22 protein-coding genes are annotated in these 18344 nt (G+C 50.6%); 11 read left to right on the top strand and 11 right to left on the bottom strand.

Going from position 1 to position 18344, the window contains the following annotated elements:
- Nucleotides 1–42 precede the first annotated feature (42 nt).
- Nucleotides 43–1368 carry a GAF domain-containing sensor histidine kinase gene (locus P2G88_RS14615; RefSeq protein ID WP_275797224.1) on the top strand — a complete coding sequence of 442 codons (1326 nt, stop codon included), beginning with the start codon at nt 43–45 and terminating at the stop codon, nt 1366–1368.
- Nucleotides 1369–1403: 35 nt separating this feature from the next.
- Here P2G88_RS14615 and P2G88_RS14620 read toward each other — a convergent pair whose 3' ends face one another.
- From P2G88_RS14620 to P2G88_RS14630, 3 genes are all read right to left on the bottom strand, one after another.
- Nucleotides 1404–2399, bottom strand: a complete 996-nt coding sequence (locus tag P2G88_RS14620) for a hypothetical protein (RefSeq protein ID WP_275797226.1) — start codon at nt 2397–2399, stop codon at nt 1404–1406.
- 155 nt (nt 2400–2554) lie between these two features.
- Entirely contained in the window at nt 2555–3196 is a 642-nt protein-coding gene (locus P2G88_RS14625; protein ID WP_275797228.1) for a response regulator transcription factor, read from the bottom strand.
- A complete protein-coding gene (locus P2G88_RS14630; RefSeq protein WP_275797230.1) occupies nt 3193–4278 on the bottom strand; it encodes a sensor histidine kinase in 1086 nt (361 codons plus the stop codon). The genes P2G88_RS14625 and P2G88_RS14630 overlap by 4 nt, the downstream gene beginning before the upstream one ends.
- Nucleotides 4279–4493: 215 nt before the next feature.
- Here P2G88_RS14630 and P2G88_RS14635 point away from each other — a divergent pair, with 215 nt between their 5' ends.
- Both P2G88_RS14635 and P2G88_RS14640 read left to right on the top strand, forming a co-directional pair.
- Nucleotides 4494–5249 carry a hypothetical protein gene (locus P2G88_RS14635; protein WP_275797232.1) on the top strand — a complete coding sequence of 252 codons (756 nt, stop codon included), beginning with the start codon at nt 4494–4496 and terminating at the stop codon, nt 5247–5249.
- Nucleotides 5246–6217: a hypothetical protein gene (locus P2G88_RS14640; RefSeq protein ID WP_275797234.1), complete on the top strand. Its 972-nt coding sequence runs from the start codon at nt 5246–5248 to the stop codon at nt 6215–6217. The genes P2G88_RS14635 and P2G88_RS14640 overlap by 4 nt, the downstream gene beginning before the upstream one ends.
- 14 nt (nt 6218–6231) lie before the next feature.
- On the opposite strand, the gene P2G88_RS14645 is transcribed toward P2G88_RS14640, so the two are convergent.
- Together P2G88_RS14645 and P2G88_RS14650 are read right to left on the bottom strand one after the other, a co-directional pair.
- Nucleotides 6232–7572, bottom strand: coding sequence for an MATE family efflux transporter (locus P2G88_RS14645; RefSeq protein ID WP_275797236.1), 1341 nt, complete (start codon nt 7570–7572; stop codon nt 6232–6234).
- A gap of 20 nt (nt 7573–7592) precedes the next feature.
- Entirely contained in the window at nt 7593–8045 is a 453-nt protein-coding gene (locus P2G88_RS14650) for a MarR family transcriptional regulator (RefSeq protein ID WP_275797237.1), read from the bottom strand.
- Nucleotides 8046–8238: 193 nt separating this feature from the next.
- Here P2G88_RS14650 and gshB point away from each other — a divergent pair, with 193 nt between their 5' ends.
- Genes gshB through P2G88_RS14670 form a run of 4 tightly spaced genes read left to right on the top strand, consistent with a single transcriptional unit; the run spans nt 8239 to nt 11070 of the window.
- Nucleotides 8239–9198, top strand: coding sequence for a glutathione synthase (gene gshB / locus P2G88_RS14655; RefSeq protein ID WP_275797239.1), 960 nt, complete (start codon nt 8239–8241; stop codon nt 9196–9198).
- Nucleotides 9199–9218: 20 nt separating this feature from the next.
- A complete protein-coding gene (locus tag P2G88_RS14660; RefSeq protein ID WP_275797241.1) occupies nt 9219–9776 on the top strand; it encodes a YqgE/AlgH family protein in 558 nt (185 codons plus the stop codon).
- 51 nt (nt 9777–9827) lie between these two features.
- On the top strand, nt 9828–10244 hold the full coding sequence (ruvX, locus tag P2G88_RS14665; RefSeq protein WP_275797243.1) for a Holliday junction resolvase RuvX: 417 nt from the start codon (nt 9828–9830) through the stop codon (nt 10242–10244).
- 55 nt (nt 10245–10299) lie between these two features.
- Nucleotides 10300–11070 (top strand): transporter substrate-binding domain-containing protein, encoded by a 771-nt coding sequence (locus tag P2G88_RS14670; RefSeq protein WP_275797245.1) that lies wholly within the window; start codon nt 10300–10302, stop codon nt 11068–11070.
- Nucleotides 11071–11087: 17 nt separating this feature from the next.
- Here the strand turns inward: P2G88_RS14670 and P2G88_RS14675 are convergent, their stop codons facing one another.
- The 4 genes from P2G88_RS14675 to P2G88_RS14690 form a co-directional block, all read right to left on the bottom strand.
- Nucleotides 11088–11567, bottom strand: a complete 480-nt coding sequence (locus P2G88_RS14675) for a YbaK/EbsC family protein (protein WP_275797247.1) — start codon at nt 11565–11567, stop codon at nt 11088–11090.
- A gap of 135 nt (nt 11568–11702) precedes the next feature.
- On the bottom strand, nt 11703–12017 hold the full coding sequence (locus P2G88_RS14680; RefSeq protein WP_275797248.1) for a DUF2007 domain-containing protein: 315 nt from the start codon (nt 12015–12017) through the stop codon (nt 11703–11705).
- Nucleotides 12018–12020: 3 nt separating this feature from the next.
- Nucleotides 12021–13133, bottom strand: coding sequence for a PilT/PilU family type 4a pilus ATPase (locus tag P2G88_RS14685; RefSeq protein WP_275797302.1), 1113 nt, complete (start codon nt 13131–13133; stop codon nt 12021–12023).
- 21 nt (nt 13134–13154) lie between these two features.
- Nucleotides 13155–14192 carry a type IV pilus twitching motility protein PilT gene (locus P2G88_RS14690; RefSeq protein ID WP_275797304.1) on the bottom strand — a complete coding sequence of 346 codons (1038 nt, stop codon included), beginning with the start codon at nt 14190–14192 and terminating at the stop codon, nt 13155–13157.
- Between the two features lie 110 nt (nt 14193–14302).
- On the opposite strand from P2G88_RS14690, the gene P2G88_RS14695 reads away from it, so the two are divergent.
- The 4 genes from P2G88_RS14695 to P2G88_RS14710 all read left to right on the top strand — a co-directional run bounded on the left by P2G88_RS14695 (nt 14303) and on the right by P2G88_RS14710 (nt 16926).
- Nucleotides 14303–15007: a YggS family pyridoxal phosphate-dependent enzyme gene (locus P2G88_RS14695; RefSeq protein WP_275797249.1), complete on the top strand. Its 705-nt coding sequence runs from the start codon at nt 14303–14305 to the stop codon at nt 15005–15007.
- Nucleotides 15008–15035: 28 nt separating this feature from the next.
- The gene (gene proC / locus P2G88_RS14700) at nt 15036–15854 is read left to right on the top strand and encodes a pyrroline-5-carboxylate reductase (RefSeq protein WP_275797250.1); all 819 of its coding nucleotides are present in this window, start codon (nt 15036–15038) and stop codon (nt 15852–15854) included.
- Nucleotides 15855–15857: 3 nt separating this feature from the next.
- The gene (locus P2G88_RS14705) at nt 15858–16400 is read left to right on the top strand and encodes a YggT family protein (RefSeq protein ID WP_275797251.1); all 543 of its coding nucleotides are present in this window, start codon (nt 15858–15860) and stop codon (nt 16398–16400) included.
- 100 nt (nt 16401–16500) lie between these two features.
- Nucleotides 16501–16926, top strand: coding sequence for a DUF4426 domain-containing protein (locus P2G88_RS14710; RefSeq protein WP_275797252.1), 426 nt, complete (start codon nt 16501–16503; stop codon nt 16924–16926).
- Between the two features lie 156 nt (nt 16927–17082).
- On the opposite strand, the gene yaaA is transcribed toward P2G88_RS14710, so the two are convergent.
- Together yaaA and P2G88_RS14720 are read right to left on the bottom strand one after the other, a co-directional pair.
- Complete coding sequence (gene yaaA, locus P2G88_RS14715; protein ID WP_275797253.1) at nt 17083–17862, bottom strand: peroxide stress protein YaaA; 780 nt, start codon at nt 17860–17862, stop codon at nt 17083–17085.
- Between the two features lie 79 nt (nt 17863–17941).
- Complete coding sequence (locus P2G88_RS14720; protein WP_275797254.1) at nt 17942–18343, bottom strand: VOC family protein; 402 nt, start codon at nt 18341–18343, stop codon at nt 17942–17944.
- Nucleotide 18344: the final 1 nt, after the last annotated feature.

The following is an 18344-nucleotide window of genomic DNA, read 5'->3' on the forward strand; positions in this document are numbered from 1 at the left end:
GGTCGAAACAGTGCCTTAAACCTGTGGGTTGCAGGGGCCTCTATGCAGGCTGTTTTGACTGAGTTGGTCAGCGCTCTGGAAAGCATCGATGATGACCTGAAGTGCTCGATCATGCTGCTGGGAGAAGCCGACAACAAACTCTATTCATTGGTCGGACCCAACCTGCCCGAAAACTACAGTATGGCCATTAGCGGCGTTGACATTGGGCCTACCGTTGGCTCTTGTGGCGCCAGCGCATACCTCAAACAACCAGTCATCGTTGCCGACATTCAAACTCATCCTAACTGGCAACCCTACCGGGCTATTTGCGAACAACACCAACTGCGGGCATGCTGGTCACATCCGATTTTTTCTGCCAATAAGAAAGTGCTTGGCACCTTTGGTATGTATTACTCCAGTGTTCGCGAGCCGAGCCCACAAGAGCGCTCCCTGATCGCCATGGAAGCAAACATTGCCGGCATGATTATGGAGAGAATGCTGGCAGAAAAATCCCAGGAAACCGCCAGACAATCGCTGGAGAGAGAAGTACAACGACGTACCCAGGAATTAACACAGTCCAATACCCGGTTAAGAGAAGCCCTGCAACAGCGTAACGAAGTACAACAACAGCTCCTGGAAATTGAAAACCTGTCGGCATTGGGCACTATGACCGCCAGTCTGACCCATGAAATTAATACTCCCATTGGGGTAGCGGTGACGGCGCTAAGTCATTTGCAGAATCTGCATGACAAAGGGCAGAAGCAATTTGAGGCAAACCAATTGACCCGCAGTGCGTTACTCCAGTTCTACCGGGAATCTGCAGAAGCAATGGCGATCCTTGAACGCAATTTGCAGCGATCGGCTGAGTTAGTCAGCACCTTCAAACAATTGTCATTGGACCAACATACTCAGCATAAGCGTCTGTTTAACTTATGCGATTACCTTTGGGAAATCCTGCTGTCACTGAAACCAAAGTTAAAACAATACCGGTTAATGTTTTGTTTGGATGTAGATGCCGATTTGGAGATTAACAGCTATCCGGGGGCGATTAGCCAAATCCTGGTGAATTTGATTATTAACTCCATGCATCACGGCTATCAAGAAGGCCAGAAAGGAAGAATAACTATCCGGGTCAGCCAACAGCAGCAAGAACTGGTAATGGAGTATGCCGACGATGGCAAAGGCATGAACGCGGAAACCATAGAGCGCATGTTCGAGCCCTTTTACACCAGCGCCCGCGACAAAGGGGGCAGCGGCTTGGGAATGCACATTTGCAAAGACTTGGTGGAGAAACTGCTGCACGGCACTATTGCTTGTACAGCAGAGCCGGATAATGGCTGTCAGATCTGCCTGAAGATGCCGCTTATCAACAGCGATGGATCAAAATAAACAAAAAAGCCGCTAAACGCGGCTTCTTCGGATTGTTATTGGCTAATCGGCAGATGACTTCGTAGCGGCAGTGGTAACACATTCACCACAACCTGACGAGCCTGATGCCAGAAGGCTGATAGCAACAACAACACACTACCAATCACCAAACCGGTCATCGCAAAGTTCGCCTGCACCATGCCAAAAGTATCGAACAGGTTGGACAGGGCGTAAATCACATACCCCAGTGCAGAAACCATCAGGGCTCTCCTGTCCACAGCGATGGAGACAAGGCCCAGCACCAGATACACCGCCAACACGATCACCATGCTGTTCAGATCAGCGCTACCTGAAAGGATCCCCAGTGCTGAGAAAATCGGATGCACCAGTAAAGGGGCTGCTAATAAATGCAGCCAGAAGGCCACATCGGAGCGACGGGTGATGCGCTCTTTGTCCGAACTATCCCAGTACATAGCCACCGCAAACACCAGCAAGCCGCATGCAAACAGTGCTGCTTCGATCCAGTCCGGGGAAATCATGCGATTAGCAGCCAACATGGCAAACACCGCAAATCCCGCACCTGCGACACCAGCCGCCACAGTTACCGGAACATGGAAACGGCGCCAATGCAGCCAGCCACCAATGGCAGTAAGCAGGCCAGAAAGCATAAACCACTGAGGGTGCGGAGTTGATGCCATCATCAAAGGCGTGGCGAACAAACCACCAAGGAACGCCAGCAGCAGGCCGATAGCCGGTAAAGCCATGCGACGACGCAACACGAAAAACTCTGCCAATCCCCAAGCAGCGGCCGAGAATGCCAGGCTACCGGCAAAATGGCCGGTGTGCTGGGTCAGCCAGCCGATGGAAGCCAGCACCAAGGCACAGGCAATCACCACAAAAATGTCATTGAAGCCGGTGATCAGACGAAAATTCTCTTCATCCTGGCGATATTGTTTTTTACTTTGTTCGACAAATTGACGAAAAGCCGTTACCGACTGCGAGGTTAAGACGCCTTTAGAGACGGCTTGATTGAGGTCTTCATCACTATACATGCTGTTCTCCTGAATAAGCTTGACCACAAGCTGTCGCAAGACTTAGGCCAGAAGAATATAATTCATAAATATCAATATCTTACAACAAGTCATCAGCTAAAAAGATGGTCAAACCTGCTACCACAGTGAGTAAATTCCCAACTATTTGGTGAGATTTAAATCAATCCTTCTTCAATGGCTTTAAGTACCGCCCTGGTGCGGTCGCGAACACCGAGCTTAGCCAATAAATTCGATACCTGATTCTTAATGGTGCCCTCTGATTTAAACAGTAACTCGCCAATTTCGCGGTTACTGCAACCTGCCGCCATCAGTCGTAACACGGCTTTCTCGTTGTCAGTAAGGGCTTCTGCTGGTTGGAATGTCTCGAAGGCCTTCTCAATGCCTTGCAGCCCCTTAAGCACAGTTTCAGTGACTGCCGGCTGGATCAGGGTTTTGCCCTGATGCACGGTTTCAATAGCCTCGACCAGCGTTTCCAGCGACACATCTTTGAGCAAGTAACCCTTGGCACCGGCCTGAATCGCCTCCAACACAAGCTTATGGTCATCGAAAGTGGTCAGCATGATGGTGGGCAGGCTCACACCTGCGGTTTGCATGGATTTCAAGCCCTCAATCCCCGACTGCTTAGGCATGCGGATATCCATTAAAATCAGATCGGGCTGACAGGCTTTGATTTTATCCAGCACCTGCTCGCCGTCACTGGCTTCACCCACTACCTTAAGCTTGTATGACAGGGACAACAGGCTTTTGATCCCTTCCCGCACCAGGGTTTGATCATCCACCAATAGAATCCGGATCATGCGGCCACCTGCGGCAGGCTGATCTGGGTTTGAAAGCCTTGTGCATCGGCGTTGAACTGCACCTTCCCACCAATGGCTTCTACTCGTTCACGAATTCCCTTCAGGCCATTGCCGGCGCAAAAGGCCGGTTGTGACTTACCATTGTCTTGCATCCACAGCACAAGCTTGTCTCCCTCGTTATGCAGGCTCAGCGCGAAATGATCGGCCTGACCGTGTTTAAGGCTATTGGTCAGGCTCTCTTTCACACACATCAGGATGGCCTGCGCCTGTTCCATATCATCCACTTCGGCTTCATATTGCATATCCACTTGCAACCTGGGTACTTCGCTGGTCAGATTTTGCAGCGCTTTGCGCAAATCGATGGCCGATTTCTCGCGAATTTCCGAGACCGCCTCGCGTACATCTCCCAGCAGCAAACTGGCGATGGCATGGCAACGCTGCACCAACTGCTGCGCCTCGCCATCGGTTTTTCTGGCGGCCACCTGCAAATTGATGGTTAATGCGGTTAAATGATGGCCCAACAAATCATGAATATTGCGGGCAATTCGAGTGCGCTCAGCTTGTTTTCCCGCTTCTGCCAAAAGCGCCTGGGTGGCCAGTAATTCCCGGTTAAGACGATTGGCGGCTTCCTTGGCATCTCGTTCCTTAATGGTGGTGTTCATGGTAATCAACGCAAACACGTTGAAGCTCCAATACAGCAATCCGGTAAGCAGGATGTAGTCTTGTCGCCAGTAAAACATAAACACCAGCGCCAGGGGCAAAGACCACAGAGGTGAAAGCCATAATGCGCGCCGGATGGGCATAAAATGCGGCAGCATCGCCGACCAGATGGTCATCAAAATGGCGTTGTAGGTAAGGGGTACCACAAAGTACAAGGCCAGAACGATGAAAAACATGATCACCAAGCTGAGCATGCGTACGGCGTCGTCGTGCACGAATTTGCGCTCAGAAGTAGAAGTTAAAAAAGCAACCAGATAGGCAATATAGAGAAGTGCAGCCACCGGCACTTGCCAGGACGCCAAGCCCGACATGTCCAACATAAAATAGATGGATGAACCGCCTACCAGTGACCAGGTAAGCATGGCACTTGCCAATTCTATATTGATTGTCTGCCCAATTATCCTGCCTAACGCTACCAGTCCCAACGCACTCTCCCGCCGATTCGATGACCACAGGTTACGAAGAAGAGACCGCTTTGCCAATAGGCCAAAAGTCACTCTCCAGATCATGACTTGTGGCACTGATGTTGTCTGCGCGGTGAATTTAGACTCTCTCAAAACCCTAGCTGGAGAGAAAAATGCAAAACCTGCATTCCATATTGTTTGTATTGCACGTGATTCTGGGTAGTGCCGCTCTGCTTTTATTCTGGGCACCGATGACCATGAAAAAAGGCGGAATTGATCACAAGCGTTTTGGTACCTACTACGCTACCACCATGTTTGGTGTTGCCTTTACCGGCGCCGCCATGTGCCTGCTGGTATTGTCGGATCCTATTGCAATTCATGGGCAAAACCTCGCGCCAGAGAGACAAGTCGAAGCGGCATGGACCATTCGCCTGTTTTCCTTGTTTTTGCTGTATCTCAGCTGGCTGACCTTCACCACCGTTAAACACGGATTATTAGTACTTAGATGCAAAACAGACCGCCACGCGCTCAGGGCGCCTGTGCACCAGGTCTTTGTCGTTGGTCTGATCCTGGGCGGGATTACCCTAGCTGCCTTAGGGCTTGCCACCGGCAAAATCCTGCATGTGGTATTTGGTGCAGTTGGCACTGTATTGGGCTCGCAAATGCTGCATTACTGCCTGAAAGCTCAGCTAAAAGCCAAAGAGTGGTGGGTAGAGCACTTAGGCGCCATGATTGGTTCGGGTATCGGTGCCTACACCGCTTTTATCGCCTTCGGTGCCCGTCAGCTACTCAGTGGCATCGGTACCTGGCAATTACTTTTCTGGATCTTACCGGGAATAGTGGGGGGCATATTTATCGCCAGACTGTCGCGGCAATACAGTCAGCCGGTAAACACAGGAATTCCACCAACAACAAGGAGAGAGTCATGAAAGCTAAGAACCTGATAGTCATTGCGATGTTGCTGACGCCCTCATTCGCCAGCGCCGGTCTGCAACAAGCCATCAGCGCCTTTGAGGCTGGCAAGGATGCCCAAGCCAAAACCCTCTTTGAAGCTGAGCAGGATTCCGCCCAAGCCAAGCTCTATCTGAGCCGCTTGTGGATGTTTCAAGATTTGGATAAAGCGGAAGATTTAATTGAACAAGCCATGAAACTGGCCCCCGAAGATCCGCAAATCCACTTTGTGCGTGGTCAGGTAATGGGCCGTCAGGCCAGCAACAGTATTCTCTCTGCCTTTAGTTATGCGAAAAAGTCTCTGCAAAGCTTTCAACGTGCCGTTGAGCTATCGCCTGACACGGTAGAATACCGGCAAGGATTAATGGGTTTTTACCTGCAGGCCCCGGGAATTGCCGGCGGTGATCCGAAACTGGCTTTTGAACAAGTTGAAGTCATCAAACAGCTCGACGCCATGGCAGGTGTCTTTGCTGAGTTGGATTATTTGGCCGCCACCGACAATGAGCAAGCTTATAAAGATTTAATGCTTAAGGCTCAGTCAGATTATGCACAGCGACCAGAAGTACACTTTAAGGCGGGCATGGCGCTGGTTCAAAAGGAAATATTTACTGATGCCATGGCCCAATTTAAACAAGCCATCACTAAAGAAACGGTCGATGAGGATGCCATCCGTGCCAGGCTAAATGCTTTGTACCAGTTGGGAAGATCCGCCGTGCTCAGCGAAACCGGATTACAGGACGGCATCGCCGCCCTGGATGAGTACCTGGCCTGGGAAGGTAAGACCTTTCGTGGCCTGCCCAGTAAAGATTGGGCAAATTTCCGTCGTGCCAATCTGTATCAACTGCTTAACCAGAAGCAGCAAGCCAAAGACATCTATCTGGCTTTAAGCAAAGTGGCCGACGAGGATCTCGCCGGCAGAAGCAAAAAGAAATTGAAAAAACTCTAGGTTGGGATCAAGCCTCAGACAAAGGCCAGCCGCTTTCTGAGCTGGCCTTTTAACAAATACAAACTCAGCAAAGCTTGCATCATCACTGTCACAATCGACAAGTACCACAACTGCTCAATCTGAAAATCCTGCTGTGCTGACAGCCAGACCGCCGGGATGGCAAAGGTCAGGATGCGGGTTGCCGAGCTTATCAATGACGGCCAGGTATTGCCCAATCCCTGGAAAAAGCCTGAGCAGCAAAAAACCAGACATGAAGGGACAAAATTCCAGGCAATCAGGGTCAGAAATCCGGTGGCAATGGCCAGCGTGCCCGGATCATCAGTAAACCCGCCTACTAACCACGACGCCTGAGTCAAACACAGCATTGTCAGGCAGGCCATCAGCCCGATACTCAAAATAACTGACCATTTGAAGGTTTCCTTAATGCGATCAGCCTGCTGCGCGCCGAAGTTCTGCCCGACAATGGTCGGCGCCGCAAAACCCAAAGCCATGGCTGGCAATAACAGTGCCTGCATCACTCGCGAACCAAGGCCAAAGCCGGCCTGAGCATCGGCCCCAAATCTTTGGATGGCCCAGTAGATCACTGCCATATACAGGAACATCAGCACAAACTCGGCACCAGAGGGAAAGCCGATGCCCAGCAATTTTCGCCAAACAGACCATTGTGGTCGAAGGGCATCAGGTGCCAAGCGCAAGCTATGCTCCAGTTTATGAAACAAACGCCATAGCATCACTACTCCCACCAAGGCAGCCAGCGAACTGGCTAATCCGGCGCCGGCAACCCCAAGGGGAATCCCCGTACCCAATCCGGAGATAAGTACAGGTGCCAGGATGATATTTAGCAACACGGTCAGTAGCTGTATTTGCATCATTGGCTTGACCATACCCAGCCCGCGCATAGCCGCCCCCATGGCTACCAGGCAAAACTGCAAACCCAGGTTAGGTAAAAACCAATATAAATACGTGCTGCCCTGGACGATCACTTGCTGATCTTCGGAGAAAATCCCCAGATACTGCTCGGCAAAGCCATAGCCCACTGCCATCACCAGGATCATCATCAAGGCCGATAGCAATAAAGACTGATTGAATACCTGATTAACCCTAGACATCTCTTTTCGACCAGCGGCATGGGATACAAGGGCGGCGGTACCCACATTGAGAATTTGCGTCAAGGCAATAATCACAAAGGTGGCATTACCGGCCGCGCTCACCCCGGCCAGCGTTGCAGCCCCCAGATGCCCGATAAAGTATAAATCCACCAAAAAGTACAAGGTCTGTACAAACATGCCAATGGCAATAGGGATGGCCATCTGCACCAGATGGCGGGGGATGGAGCCTTGGGTTAAATCCTGCATTTGATTCTGCCTCCTTGCACTTAAAACAACTTGCCCATGGGTTGGCTCGCGTGCAGTAATTTTTCCAGTAAATCCAAAAGTTGAGTTTGCTCGGTTGCAGCCATATCCTGCAGCGCCTCTTCGGCGCCTAGGGTCAAGCTGCCGAGCGCTTCTTCAAGCACCCTTGCCCCGGTTTCAGTCAGTTTCACCAGACTCACTCTGGCATCCCTGGCGTTCTGCTGCTTTTCCACCAAATGGTTCTTCTCCATAGGCAACAGCAAACGGGTCACCCCGGATGCCGTCAGCCCGACGCCCTGGGCAAGCTCAACCCGCCGCAAGGTGAGTTCCGGCGCCCGGCTAAGGCGATACATCACCAGAAACTCGGAGAAGCTGATGCCGTGCAGGCTCAGGCCACCTTCTACTCGTTTAAGCAACTGTGTCTGTGCCAGAGACAAAGCCATTAGCAATCGGATTGGAGCGGATAGTGCTTGCATTGATGTAACCTCCGTTGAATTAATTGCAACATATTTGATCGCTCAAGCATATTGCAACATTATTTTTTGCAGGTGACAACGAAAGGAAACGACATGTTTGCCATTAATTCAGAAGGACGACCATTAAAGTATTGAAAATACCGACCCTTAGCACTATCTAAGAAGCTCGCATTAAAAACCAATCAGGATATTCATGAGTCTCAAGCTCGGCATCGTGATGGACCCCATCGCCTCCATCAATCCCAAGAAAGACACCAGTTTTGCCATGCTGCTGGAAGCACAGCGACGCGGGTATGAGATTCATTATATGGAGATGGGTGATCTCTATCTGGATCTTGGCCAACCCAAGGCACTGGTGAGAAGTCTGCACGTGCAGGACAATATGCTGGATTGGTTTAGCTTAGGCAGTAAAGAGCAGGTGATGGGCCTGGATGAGATGGATGTGATCCTGATGCGCAAGGATCCGCCCTTCGATAGCCAATATTTGTACGCTACGCAAATACTGGAGCTGGCTGAGCATGCCGGTACTTTGGTCGTCAATAAGCCTCAGGCGCTTCGCGATTGCAATGAAAAGCTCTATACCGCCTGGTTTGCCGATCTCTGTCCAGCAACCCTGGTTACCAGTCAGGCTCAGCTGATTCGCGAGTTTCATGGCAAACATCAGGATGTGATTTTAAAGCCGTTAGACGGCATGGGCGGCGCCTCGATTTTCCGGGTGGATCAACAGGGGCTGAATCTGGGTGTGGTAATTGAAACGTTGACCCAACACGGAAAACGCTACGCCATGGTGCAGGAATACCTGCCCGCCATTGCCGAGGGTGACAAACGCGTCCTGGTGGTAGATGGCCAGGTGGTGCCCTATTGCCTGGCGCGATTGCCAAGCAAAGGAGAAACCCGCGGCAACCTGGCTGCCGGTGGCACCGGCCGGGCACAACCCATCAGTGAGTCAGACCGGCGTATTGCACAAGCCGTAGCGCCAAGTCTGGTGGAAAAGGGCTTACTCTTTGTTGGCCTGGATATCATCGGTGACAAGTTGACCGAGATTAATGTCACCAGCCCAACTTGTGTGCGCGAAATCGAAGCGGCTTTCTCCATCAGCATCACCGGAATGCTGTTTGACGCTATTGAAAAACGACGCAATGCCCATACTTAACTTTTAAAGGGGGCGCCATTATGCAAAGCTTTGAAAACCATTTTCTAATCGCCATGCCGAGTTTGGAGGATCCTTATTTCTCCCGCTCCCTGACCTATATCTGCGAACATAATGAGCAGGGTGCGATGGGCATTGTGATTAATCAGCCCACCGGACTTAAGTTAAAAGACATGCTCAAGCAGGTGGATGAGTCCATTCTGGTAGAGGACGGCAAAGCCGGTCAAGCGGTATTAGCCGGCGGCCCGGTCAGCACCGATCGAGGTTTTATCCTGCACACCACACAACCTGGCTGGAGTTCCAGCCTGGCGCTGACCTCGGATATTATGGTGACCACCTCCAAAGATATTCTGCAGGTATTGGGTAACAGTAAAGGCCCAGATAAGTCACTGGTTGCCCTGGGTTATGCGGGATGGAGCGCAGGCCAGTTGGAAGATGAAATACAAAGTAATTCCTGGCTGTTGATCGAAGCGGATCTGGAATTACTGTTCGATGTCCCTATCCATAAAAAATGGCAGGCTGCCGTCAACAAGTTGGGGGTGGATATCTGGCAATTGGCACCGGATTCCGGCCACGCCTGAGCAACCATGAGAAAACCATTCCAAACACGCTCTTCTTTCAGGCTCTGATAAATGACGAATCGTACGCTACTGGGATTTGATTTCGGTACCAAAAGTATCGGCGTTGCCGTGGGTCAGGAAATTACCGGCACGGCATCTCCCCTGCCGGCCCTTAAAGCCCAAGATGGGGTACCGGATTGGGATCTGGTGGCTAAAATTATCGAGGAATGGCAGCCTCATTTGGTGGTGGTTGGGATGCCGCTGAATATGGACGGCACCGAGCAGGATCTGACCCAGCGCGCCCGTAAGTTTGCCAATCGATTGCATGGCCGTTTTGGTGTCAAAGTGGAAGGCTGTGACGAGCGCTTGACCACCTCCGATGCCAAAGCCAGGTTATTTGAGTTAGGCGGATTTAAAAAGCTGGAAAAAGCCAAAATCGACAGTGTTTCCGCCTGCCTGATCCTGGAAAGCTGGATGGGTGCAGAGTAACTAGAAAATACACCACAATTAGTGAATACTGGGGGAAATGGTGAAATCGGTCCCCATGCGAACCCTGCTGTCACTTCTTATATTTCTTGCCAGCCAGAGCCACGCCAGTGACGCGCTGAAAGTCGCCATATACGAACCCCACTTTGCCCCTTACCTACTCTTTACTAAACAGCAAACCGATGTCAGCGGTATCATTCCTGATTTATTGGAAGATTTCAGTCGCGAGCATGAACTGTCCGTCCATTACGAAGTGGATAGCCGCCAGGGTGGAGAAATGAAGCTTTACGGTGGCCAGGTCAATATGATGGTGCTAAGCAAAGAATGGACAAAGCATCCGGATAAACTGCTGTTTAGCGACAGTATTATGCCATTCAGAGATTATTTGTATGTGCTCAGCCCGGATAAGGCCAAGTTACTGGCCGATGCGCAGAATGTATTGCGGATCTGCACAAGAGTATTCTATGTCTACCCGCAGCTTGAGCCTCTTTTCCAATCTGGCAGAGCCTTACGCATTGACGGCACCGATCAGGAATCCCAAGTAAGGATGCTGCAAAATAACCGCTGTGATTTCGCCTATCTCAATAGATTGATGCTTTTATGGATGGTCGACAATCGCTTTCCGGGTGTGCGTTTTTATCAGGTTTCGGCCTTAATGGCTGACGCACCGCTGCAGCTGGCGTTACATCCCAGCATTGGGCACCTGCTACCGGCCTTAAATGCCTACCTGAAAATGGCGCGCAATAATGGCACCGTAGAAACCTTGATGGATCATTACCTAAGCGAAGAATCCAAGACTAGCGTGGTAGAAATAAAGCCTGTGGACTAACGTCCACAGGCCTTTTTTTAGTGATACATCTGGTTGCTGACGCGACCGTGCCTGGCGTCATCGGTCAGGCGTTTAAAATCCGCCTGAGACAAATGCACCAGATTACGATGATCGCCACCTTCCAGGTAAATATCGTCCAGTTCATTCAGGCTTTCATCAACGATACTGTCCATATTGTACGCACCGGGTAGCGGAGGTACCGCGCCGTGCACGCAATCATCAAAACACTCATACACCTGTTGTTCTCGCATCAGATGATAGCGGCCATTTAACTGTTCATTCAGCTCAGTCAGACTTAACTTGCTGTCCGCCGGGATCACCGCCATTAACCGATGGCCCTGATGATCTTCCAGAATAACGGCTTTGGCTATCTTGCGGGACGGGACTTGCGCAGCAATGGATGTACCTAAAGAACTATGGGAAGGATGATGTGTTACGGTGTCGTATTGCACACCTCTTCCCTCCAGATAGGACGTAATGCGACGTGAAAGACTCATACGTTTTCCTCCCTTTCGGGGTTGGCAAAATAACAGGCCAGTGGCCTCAACGCGGCCTATGGGCCTTGACGTTGAGATAAAGGGGCAAGGGCCGATTCATCATCAACCTGTTGAGTATAGAGCAGTCTTGTTGATCTAGCTGTGACTGGGTTCCCGGCCACAGCGCCAGCAAAGCTCAAAGCTACCGGCATTTTCTTCACCACACTGACGGCAAAACCAGTCTTGTAGCAGACTGGGTTGTTCATGCAATCTGTACACAAATTCAGTGGCTTTGGGCAGCCACTCGTCGTCGGTCAGCCACACCTCCGGCAGGCAGTCGAAGGGGGATAAATCCCCCATCGCGCCGATGGCATACTCGTTTTTGATAAAGCAAGGAATGCCTTTTTCATCCAGCAGTTGCTTAACCTGCCAGACCAGGAACCTGTCCTCATGGGCGAACAGGCGCACCATGTCTTAACCCATATCGATGGTGACGTTGGACAACGAACCCAGGTTGGGTCCTTCGTCTTTGTCGAGTTTAATCATCAGGCGCAAGTCGTTGGGCGAATCGGCATGGTGCAAGGCTTGATCCAGACTGATCCTACCGGCTTTGTAGTGCTCATAAAGGGCCATATCGAAGGTCTGCATCCCCGCTTCCTTGCCTTTTTGCATGGCTTCTTTCAGACCACCGGTTTCGTTGCGCTGGATAAGATCGCGCACCAGTGGCGTATTCAGCAGTACCTCTATGGCAGCAACCCGGCCCTTGCCATCGATGGTAGGCACCAGTTGCTGAGCAACGATGGCGCGCATATTCAGACTTAAATCGAAACGTAGCTTTTCATGCTGCTCATGGGGAGCCAGGTGCATGATGCGCTCAATGGCCTGGTTGGCGTTGTTGGCGTGCAACGTTGCAACGCATAAGTGGCCGGTATCGGCAAAGGACATCGCGTATTCCATGATTTCCATGGAGCGGATCTCACCGATAAGGATCACATCAGGCGCCTGACGCAATGAGCTTTTCAAGGCATCGTCAAAGGATTTGGTATCAATACCCACTTCACGCTGGGTGACCACACAATTACCATGTTCATGCACAAACTCGATAGGATCTTCAATCGTCAGAATATGGCCTCGGGAGTGATGGTTGCGATGCCCCATCAATGCTGCCAAGGAGGTGGATTTACCGGTACCGGTAGCCCCCACAAACAACACCAGGCCGCGCTTGGCCATAATGATGTCTTTGAGTACCGGTGGCAGGCCCAAATCATCGGCCTTGGGAATTTGCGTGACAATACGACGGATAACCATGCCAGCCATATCGCGCTGCCAAAAAGCACTGCAACGAAAGCGCCCCACCCCTTCCCGGGCGACGGCAAAGTTACATTCCTTGGTGTCGTCAAATTCCTTCTTCTGCTTGTCGTTCATCAGGCTGTGCACCAGGCCCAGTGCCTGCTCAGGCAATAATTTTCCTTCTGCCAACGGGGTCATCTGCCCGCTGACTTTGGCACTTAAGGGAAAACCCACCGTGATAAACAAATCTGACGCGCCCATATCCACCATCTTTTGCAGATAGGGGTTCATATCCAAATACATATCCATCACAACCTCCTAGAACTTAGGTTGTTTATCTATCGAACGGGATGCAGCTTCCTGCGGTGAAATCTGCCCTAAGGCCACCAAACGCTGCAAACACTGATCCATGGTCTGCATACCATGGGACTGACCAGTCTGAATCACCGAGTACATCTGCGGCACTTTGTCTTCACGAATCAGGTTACGGATGGCCGGAATACCAATCATGATTTCATGAGCGGCCACTCGTCCACCACCGTTTTTCTTAAGCAGGGTTTGCGAAATCACCGCACGCAAGGATTCGGACAGCATAGAGCGCACCATGGATTTTTCCTCGGCCGGGAACACATCGATAATACGGTCGATGGTTTTTGGGGCACTGTTGGTATGCAAAGTACCGAAAACTAGGTGACCGGTTTCGGCTGCGCTGATAGCGAGGCGTATGGTTTCCAAATCCCGCAATTCGCCCACCAGAATCACATCCGGGTCTTCACGTAAAGCCGAGCGCAGGGCGTTATTGAAACTATGGGTATCTCGGTGAACTTCCCGTTGGTTGATCACCGACATCTTATTCTCATGCACAAACTCGATAGGATCTTCAATGGTCAGGATATGCTCACGCTTGCTGCTGTTGATATGGTCAATCATGGCCGCCAGGGTGGTACTCTTACCCGAACCGGTAGCACCGGTGACCAGCACAATACCGGTAGGCTGGTTGATGATATCCTTGAAAATCTGTGGTGCGCCCAGGTCTTCCAAGGTTAATACCCTGCTGGGGATAGTACGCAACACAGCCGCAGCGCCACGATTCTGTACAAAGGCGTTAACACGAAAACGCGACAAGCCTTTCACCTCAAAAGAAAAGTCCGTTTCCAGATTTTCCTCATATTCCTTTCGCTGCTTGTCATTCATAATTTCATAGATCAGGGCATGCACCTGTTTATGATCCATCTCAGGAATATTGAGGCGGCGCATTTCCCCATCTACTCTGATAATGGGCGGCAGGCCGGCACTCAAATGCAGGTCAGAGGCATTGTTCTTGACACTAAAAGCTAAAAGTTCGGTAATATCCACGGCCAACTCCGTCAGTAATCGATTCAGAAACAAAGGCTTACTTCTACCATACTTAGTCAGAAGGATGGGTATCCTTTGTCATAACACGAACGCTAAAAAACATGGGATCTATGCAATCAACAATAGCAGAACGGCTCGCCGACGTACTAGAAAGACTGGGCAAACAGAGTCTCAAGATCCATGCTGACAAAGAGGCGGTGAAATTGATCGCCGTTAGTAAGACCAAGCCGGCAGAACAGGTTGCTGAGGCCTATCAGGCAGGTCAGCGCCGGTTTGGTGAAAACTATGTGCAGGAAGGGGTGGAGAAAATCCAGGCCTTGTCGCATCTTGCCCATATGGAATGGCATTTTATCGGTCCGCTGCAATCTAATAAAACCCGGCCGGTGGCAGAACATTTCCACTGGGTACAATCGGTGGATCGCCTGAAGATTGCCCAGCGTTTAAATGAACAGCGGCCAGAGCATATGCCGCCCTTGAATGTGCTGTTGCAATTTAATGTCAGTCAGGAACAAAGCAAATCCGGCGCCGAGGATGAAAAAGCACTGTTTGCTTTGGCCGAAGCGGTGCAGACCATGCCCAATTTATGTTTGCGCGGTCTGATGACCATTCCCAGTGCAACCGATGACCAACAGGCCCTCCGCCAAGAGTTTGAGGCCATGCAAGACTTGTTTCTCAGATTAAAATCCCAATATAACCAGGTAGATACCTTGTCCATGGGCATGTCTGGTGACTGGACCATGGCCATCGAGTGTGGTGCCAATATGGTACGATTAGGCACTGCTATTTTCGGGGAGCGGCAAACGCGCGCTTCATAAATTCACCGGCTCAGGAATTCCTTTTTTCATGCAACACAGAAAAATCGCCTTTATCGGCGCCGGTAACATGACCCGCAGCATCATCGGCGGAATGGTTAAAAGTGGCTACCCGGCTAATCTGATTTTCGCCAGCAACCCTTCCCTTCCTAAATTGGAAGCACTGAAGCAGGAATGTGGTATCCATATCACCCAAGACAATTTAGACGCAATTCGCCAGGCCGAGGTGGTGGTACTGGCGGTTAAGCCCCAGTTGATGGAACAAGTCTGCCAGCACCTGCAGCAAGCGGACATGAGCGGTAAGTTATTTGTGTCCATCGCCGCCGGCATAAAAGTCGCACGCCTGCAGCAAATGCTAGGCGGTCAATATTCAGTGGTGCGCACCATGCCTAATACCCCAAGTGCTTTGGCCTTGGGTATGACAGGTCTGTATGCCGATAGCCAAGTGGGTGAACAGGATCGCGACTTTGCCACCGCCCTGATGGGGCAAATTGGTGAAACATTGTGGGTCGCCGAAGAAGAAATGATTAATGGCGTGATTGCCTCAGCGGGCAGCAGCCCAGCCTACTTCTTCCTGTTCCTAGAAGCCATGCAGGAAGAGGCGATAAAGATGGGTTTTGAACGCACTGACGCCAGGTTACTGGTGCAGCAAGCGATGCTGGGCAGCGCCCAAATGGTATGCCAGAATCCACAGTTGGAACTAGCTGAATTGCGCGCCCAGGTAACGTCCAAGGGCGGCACCACTGCCAAAGCCGTAGAGCATTTTGAACAACAAGGATTACGTCAGTTAGTGTCAGGCGCCATGGGCGCCGCAGTTACCCGGGCCAAACAAATGAGCGAAGAGTTTTAGTCTATGAATTCCATGCACTTCCTAGTCAGTATCCTGTTTGATCTTTATCTGATGGTGGTACTGCTGCGCCTCTGGCTGCAGCTGGCACGCGCCGACTTTTATAATCCCTTTAGTCAATTTGTAGTCAAAGCCACACACCCTATCGTCGGTCCATTGCGCCGGGTGTTACCGTCTTTGGGCAATCTGGACACCGCCACGTTGGTACTCGCCCTGTTGGTAGCTGCGACCAAGGTTTTTGTGATTTCCCTGATGATGGGTGGAATGGGTATTAATCCTTTAAACCTATTGACCGCCTCCTTGCTTATCGTGGTCAAGGAGATGTTTTCGCTGGCCTTCTGGGTACTGATTCTGCGCGCCATATTAAGTTGGGTAAGTCAGGGACGTACCCCCATTGATTTGGTCTTGTACCAGCTAACCGAGCCAATGCTAGCCCCCATAAGACGTATTATTCCTCCGATTGGTGGATTAGATCTGTCAGTACTGGTGGCCATTATTGCTTTGCAGTTTTTGCAGATCCTGATGCAGGACCTCCTTGGATACATGTAACACCGAGGCCAGCCACCAAGCTTGCTTTTTTACAGATCATAAATCTGAAATTCCGGCCCTTGGATTGCGGTCTATACTGATTGAAAAACCCGGAGGTATTATGAAAAACCTAATATTTTCCCTGATCTTAGCCAGCCTGTTGCTACCTTTACACGCTAATGCTGAGCAAATGCAGCAATTGGGGCGTTGGGACGTGCATTATATGGTGGTCACCAGCACTTTTCTGACCCCAGAGGTAGCCAGCGCCTATGGGATCCAACGCAGTAATTACAATGCAGTGGTGAATATTTCTGTCCTAGATTCAGAGAACAAGAAGGCGCAAGAAGCGGCCGTCACTGGCCAAGCGGTTAACCTGATTGGTGTGGTCAAAGAGCTGGATTTCAAGCAAATCAATGAGGGGGAAGCGATTTACTATATTGCTGTCCTGCCGTTTCGCGACCAGGAGCAATATAAGTTTGAAATCTCAGTGCAAAAAGGCGGCGAAACTCAAAAACTTAAGTTTGAGCAAAAGCTTTACCCCGATTAGTGTCTGAGCAGTCTCTTCCACCAAGATAGCCGGGGCTTTTTGTTCCGGCTCTTTATCTAACTTTCCAAAAATGTACCACCAATTGAGTTAGCTACCCTTCCAGTCCGACCTGCGGTGAGAGCGAATCCATATAAATTCCTGGCTGCCCTGTCATTGTTACTCCTGACTTTCTTTGCGGGTAAATACCAGCTCAGTTTCAGTGGATTGCAGTGCATCAAAGCCATAGCCACTCAAATCAAAGGCTTTAAGTTGATGCACTTCTGAAAGGCGGTTTTCGATAATAAACCGGGCCATCATGCCCCTGGCCTTTTTGGCAAAGAAACTGATGACCTTGAACTGGCCATTCTTCCAGTCCTTAAAGATGGGAGTGATCACCATGGCTTCCAGACTGCGCGGCTTCACCGCCTTAAAGTATTCATTGGAAGCCAGATTAATCAGCACATTGTCGCCTTGCGCGGCCAACGCCTGATTCAGCTTGTCGGTAATCAGATTACCCCAGAATTGGTAAAGATCCTTACCTTTGGGATTGGCAAGTTTGGTACCCATCTCAAGCCGATAAGGTTGCATCAAATCCAGTGGCCTTAGTAAACCATATAAACCGGACAAAATACGCAGATGGGATTGGGCAAAGGCTAAATCTTCTTTGTTCAGCGAATTTGCATCCAGCCCGGCGTAAACGTCACCATTAAAGGCCATCACAGCTTGTTTGGCATTATCCGCTGAAAAGGGTAACGACCAATCATTAAAGCGCTGGGCATTCAAGGTCGCCAAGTTATCGGAAATACTCATCAATGAGGCCAATTTAGCGGGCGATAAATCGCGACAAACCTGAATAAGCGCCTGCGACTCATCCAACAGTTGGGGTTGAGTAAAATCCGCAACCGGTGATGGTGTATCAAAGTCGAGATTTTTAGCAGGGGAAAGCACGATCAGCATCTTGGCACCTCTAAGATGAAAAGCCGCTACTATAGCCAGCCACCACCGGTGGTTCAAACCTCTTTCACTTTTGCCAAGGCTATACCGATCTAAGCTCCACCGTATTACCTTGCGGATCTTTTATATAAATGGATTGACCATAGCCTTGTGCACCATAGCGCTCGGCGAAGTCACCGGTTTCAACCCCTTTGGCCTGAAGATAGCCTATCAGCCTTTGCTCTTCGATGGACTCCAGTTGCAAGCAGAAGTGATCCAGATTGTTGCCTTCGGCTGTGGGTGCCTTTCCTCCCGCACGCCCAAGCTCGCCATCCAATGTAACCAAGTCAATCAGGGCATTACCCGCACGAAGTTGAACTAATCCAATGTCCACTGAAGTGTGACGCTCCACCTTGCAGCCAAGCACATCGCAATAAAAAGCCAGCATGTCTGGCAGTTTGTCCGTGCGAAGCACAATATGATCGATACCTACGACTTTTAGCATC

The organism is Aliiglaciecola sp. CAU 1673, from assembly GCF_029223185.1.
Lineage (GTDB): Bacteria > Pseudomonadota > Gammaproteobacteria > Enterobacterales > Alteromonadaceae > Bowmanella.

Coding starts and splice junctions, on each gene's coding strand:
- P2G88_RS14615 (WP_275797224.1), top strand. CDS start 43: ATGCAGGCTGTTTTGACTGAGTTGGTCAGCGCTCTGGAAAGCATCGAT.
- P2G88_RS14620 (WP_275797226.1), bottom strand. CDS start 2,399: ATGTATAGTGATGAAGACCTCAATCAAGCCGTCTCTAAAGGCGTCTTA.
- P2G88_RS14625 (WP_275797228.1), bottom strand. CDS start 3,196: ATGATCCGGATTCTATTGGTGGATGATCAAACCCTGGTGCGGGAAGGG.
- P2G88_RS14630 (WP_275797230.1), bottom strand. CDS start 4,278: ATGCTTACCTGGTCACTGGTAGGCGGTTCATCCATCTATTTTATGTTG.
- P2G88_RS14635 (WP_275797232.1), top strand. CDS start 4,494: ATGCAAAACCTGCATTCCATATTGTTTGTATTGCACGTGATTCTGGGT.
- P2G88_RS14640 (WP_275797234.1), top strand. CDS start 5,246: ATGAAAGCTAAGAACCTGATAGTCATTGCGATGTTGCTGACGCCCTCA.
- P2G88_RS14645 (WP_275797236.1), bottom strand. CDS start 7,572: ATGCAGGATTTAACCCAAGGCTCCATCCCCCGCCATCTGGTGCAGATG.
- P2G88_RS14650 (WP_275797237.1), bottom strand. CDS start 8,045: ATGCAAGCACTATCCGCTCCAATCCGATTGCTAATGGCTTTGTCTCTG.
- gshB (WP_275797239.1), top strand. CDS start 8,239: ATGAGTCTCAAGCTCGGCATCGTGATGGACCCCATCGCCTCCATCAAT.
- P2G88_RS14660 (WP_275797241.1), top strand. CDS start 9,219: ATGCAAAGCTTTGAAAACCATTTTCTAATCGCCATGCCGAGTTTGGAG.
- ruvX (WP_275797243.1), top strand. CDS start 9,828: ATGACGAATCGTACGCTACTGGGATTTGATTTCGGTACCAAAAGTATC.
- P2G88_RS14670 (WP_275797245.1), top strand. CDS start 10,300: ATGCGAACCCTGCTGTCACTTCTTATATTTCTTGCCAGCCAGAGCCAC.
- P2G88_RS14675 (WP_275797247.1), bottom strand. CDS start 11,567: ATGAGTCTTTCACGTCGCATTACGTCCTATCTGGAGGGAAGAGGTGTG.
- P2G88_RS14680 (WP_275797248.1), bottom strand. CDS start 12,017: ATGGTGCGCCTGTTCGCCCATGAGGACAGGTTCCTGGTCTGGCAGGTT.
- P2G88_RS14695 (WP_275797249.1), top strand. CDS start 14,303: ATGCAATCAACAATAGCAGAACGGCTCGCCGACGTACTAGAAAGACTG.
- proC (WP_275797250.1), top strand. CDS start 15,036: ATGCAACACAGAAAAATCGCCTTTATCGGCGCCGGTAACATGACCCGC.
- P2G88_RS14705 (WP_275797251.1), top strand. CDS start 15,858: ATGAATTCCATGCACTTCCTAGTCAGTATCCTGTTTGATCTTTATCTG.
- P2G88_RS14710 (WP_275797252.1), top strand. CDS start 16,501: ATGAAAAACCTAATATTTTCCCTGATCTTAGCCAGCCTGTTGCTACCT.
- yaaA (WP_275797253.1), bottom strand. CDS start 17,862: ATGCTGATCGTGCTTTCCCCTGCTAAAAATCTCGACTTTGATACACCA.
- P2G88_RS14720 (WP_275797254.1), bottom strand. CDS start 18,343: ATGCTAAAAGTCGTAGGTATCGATCATATTGTGCTTCGCACGGACAAA.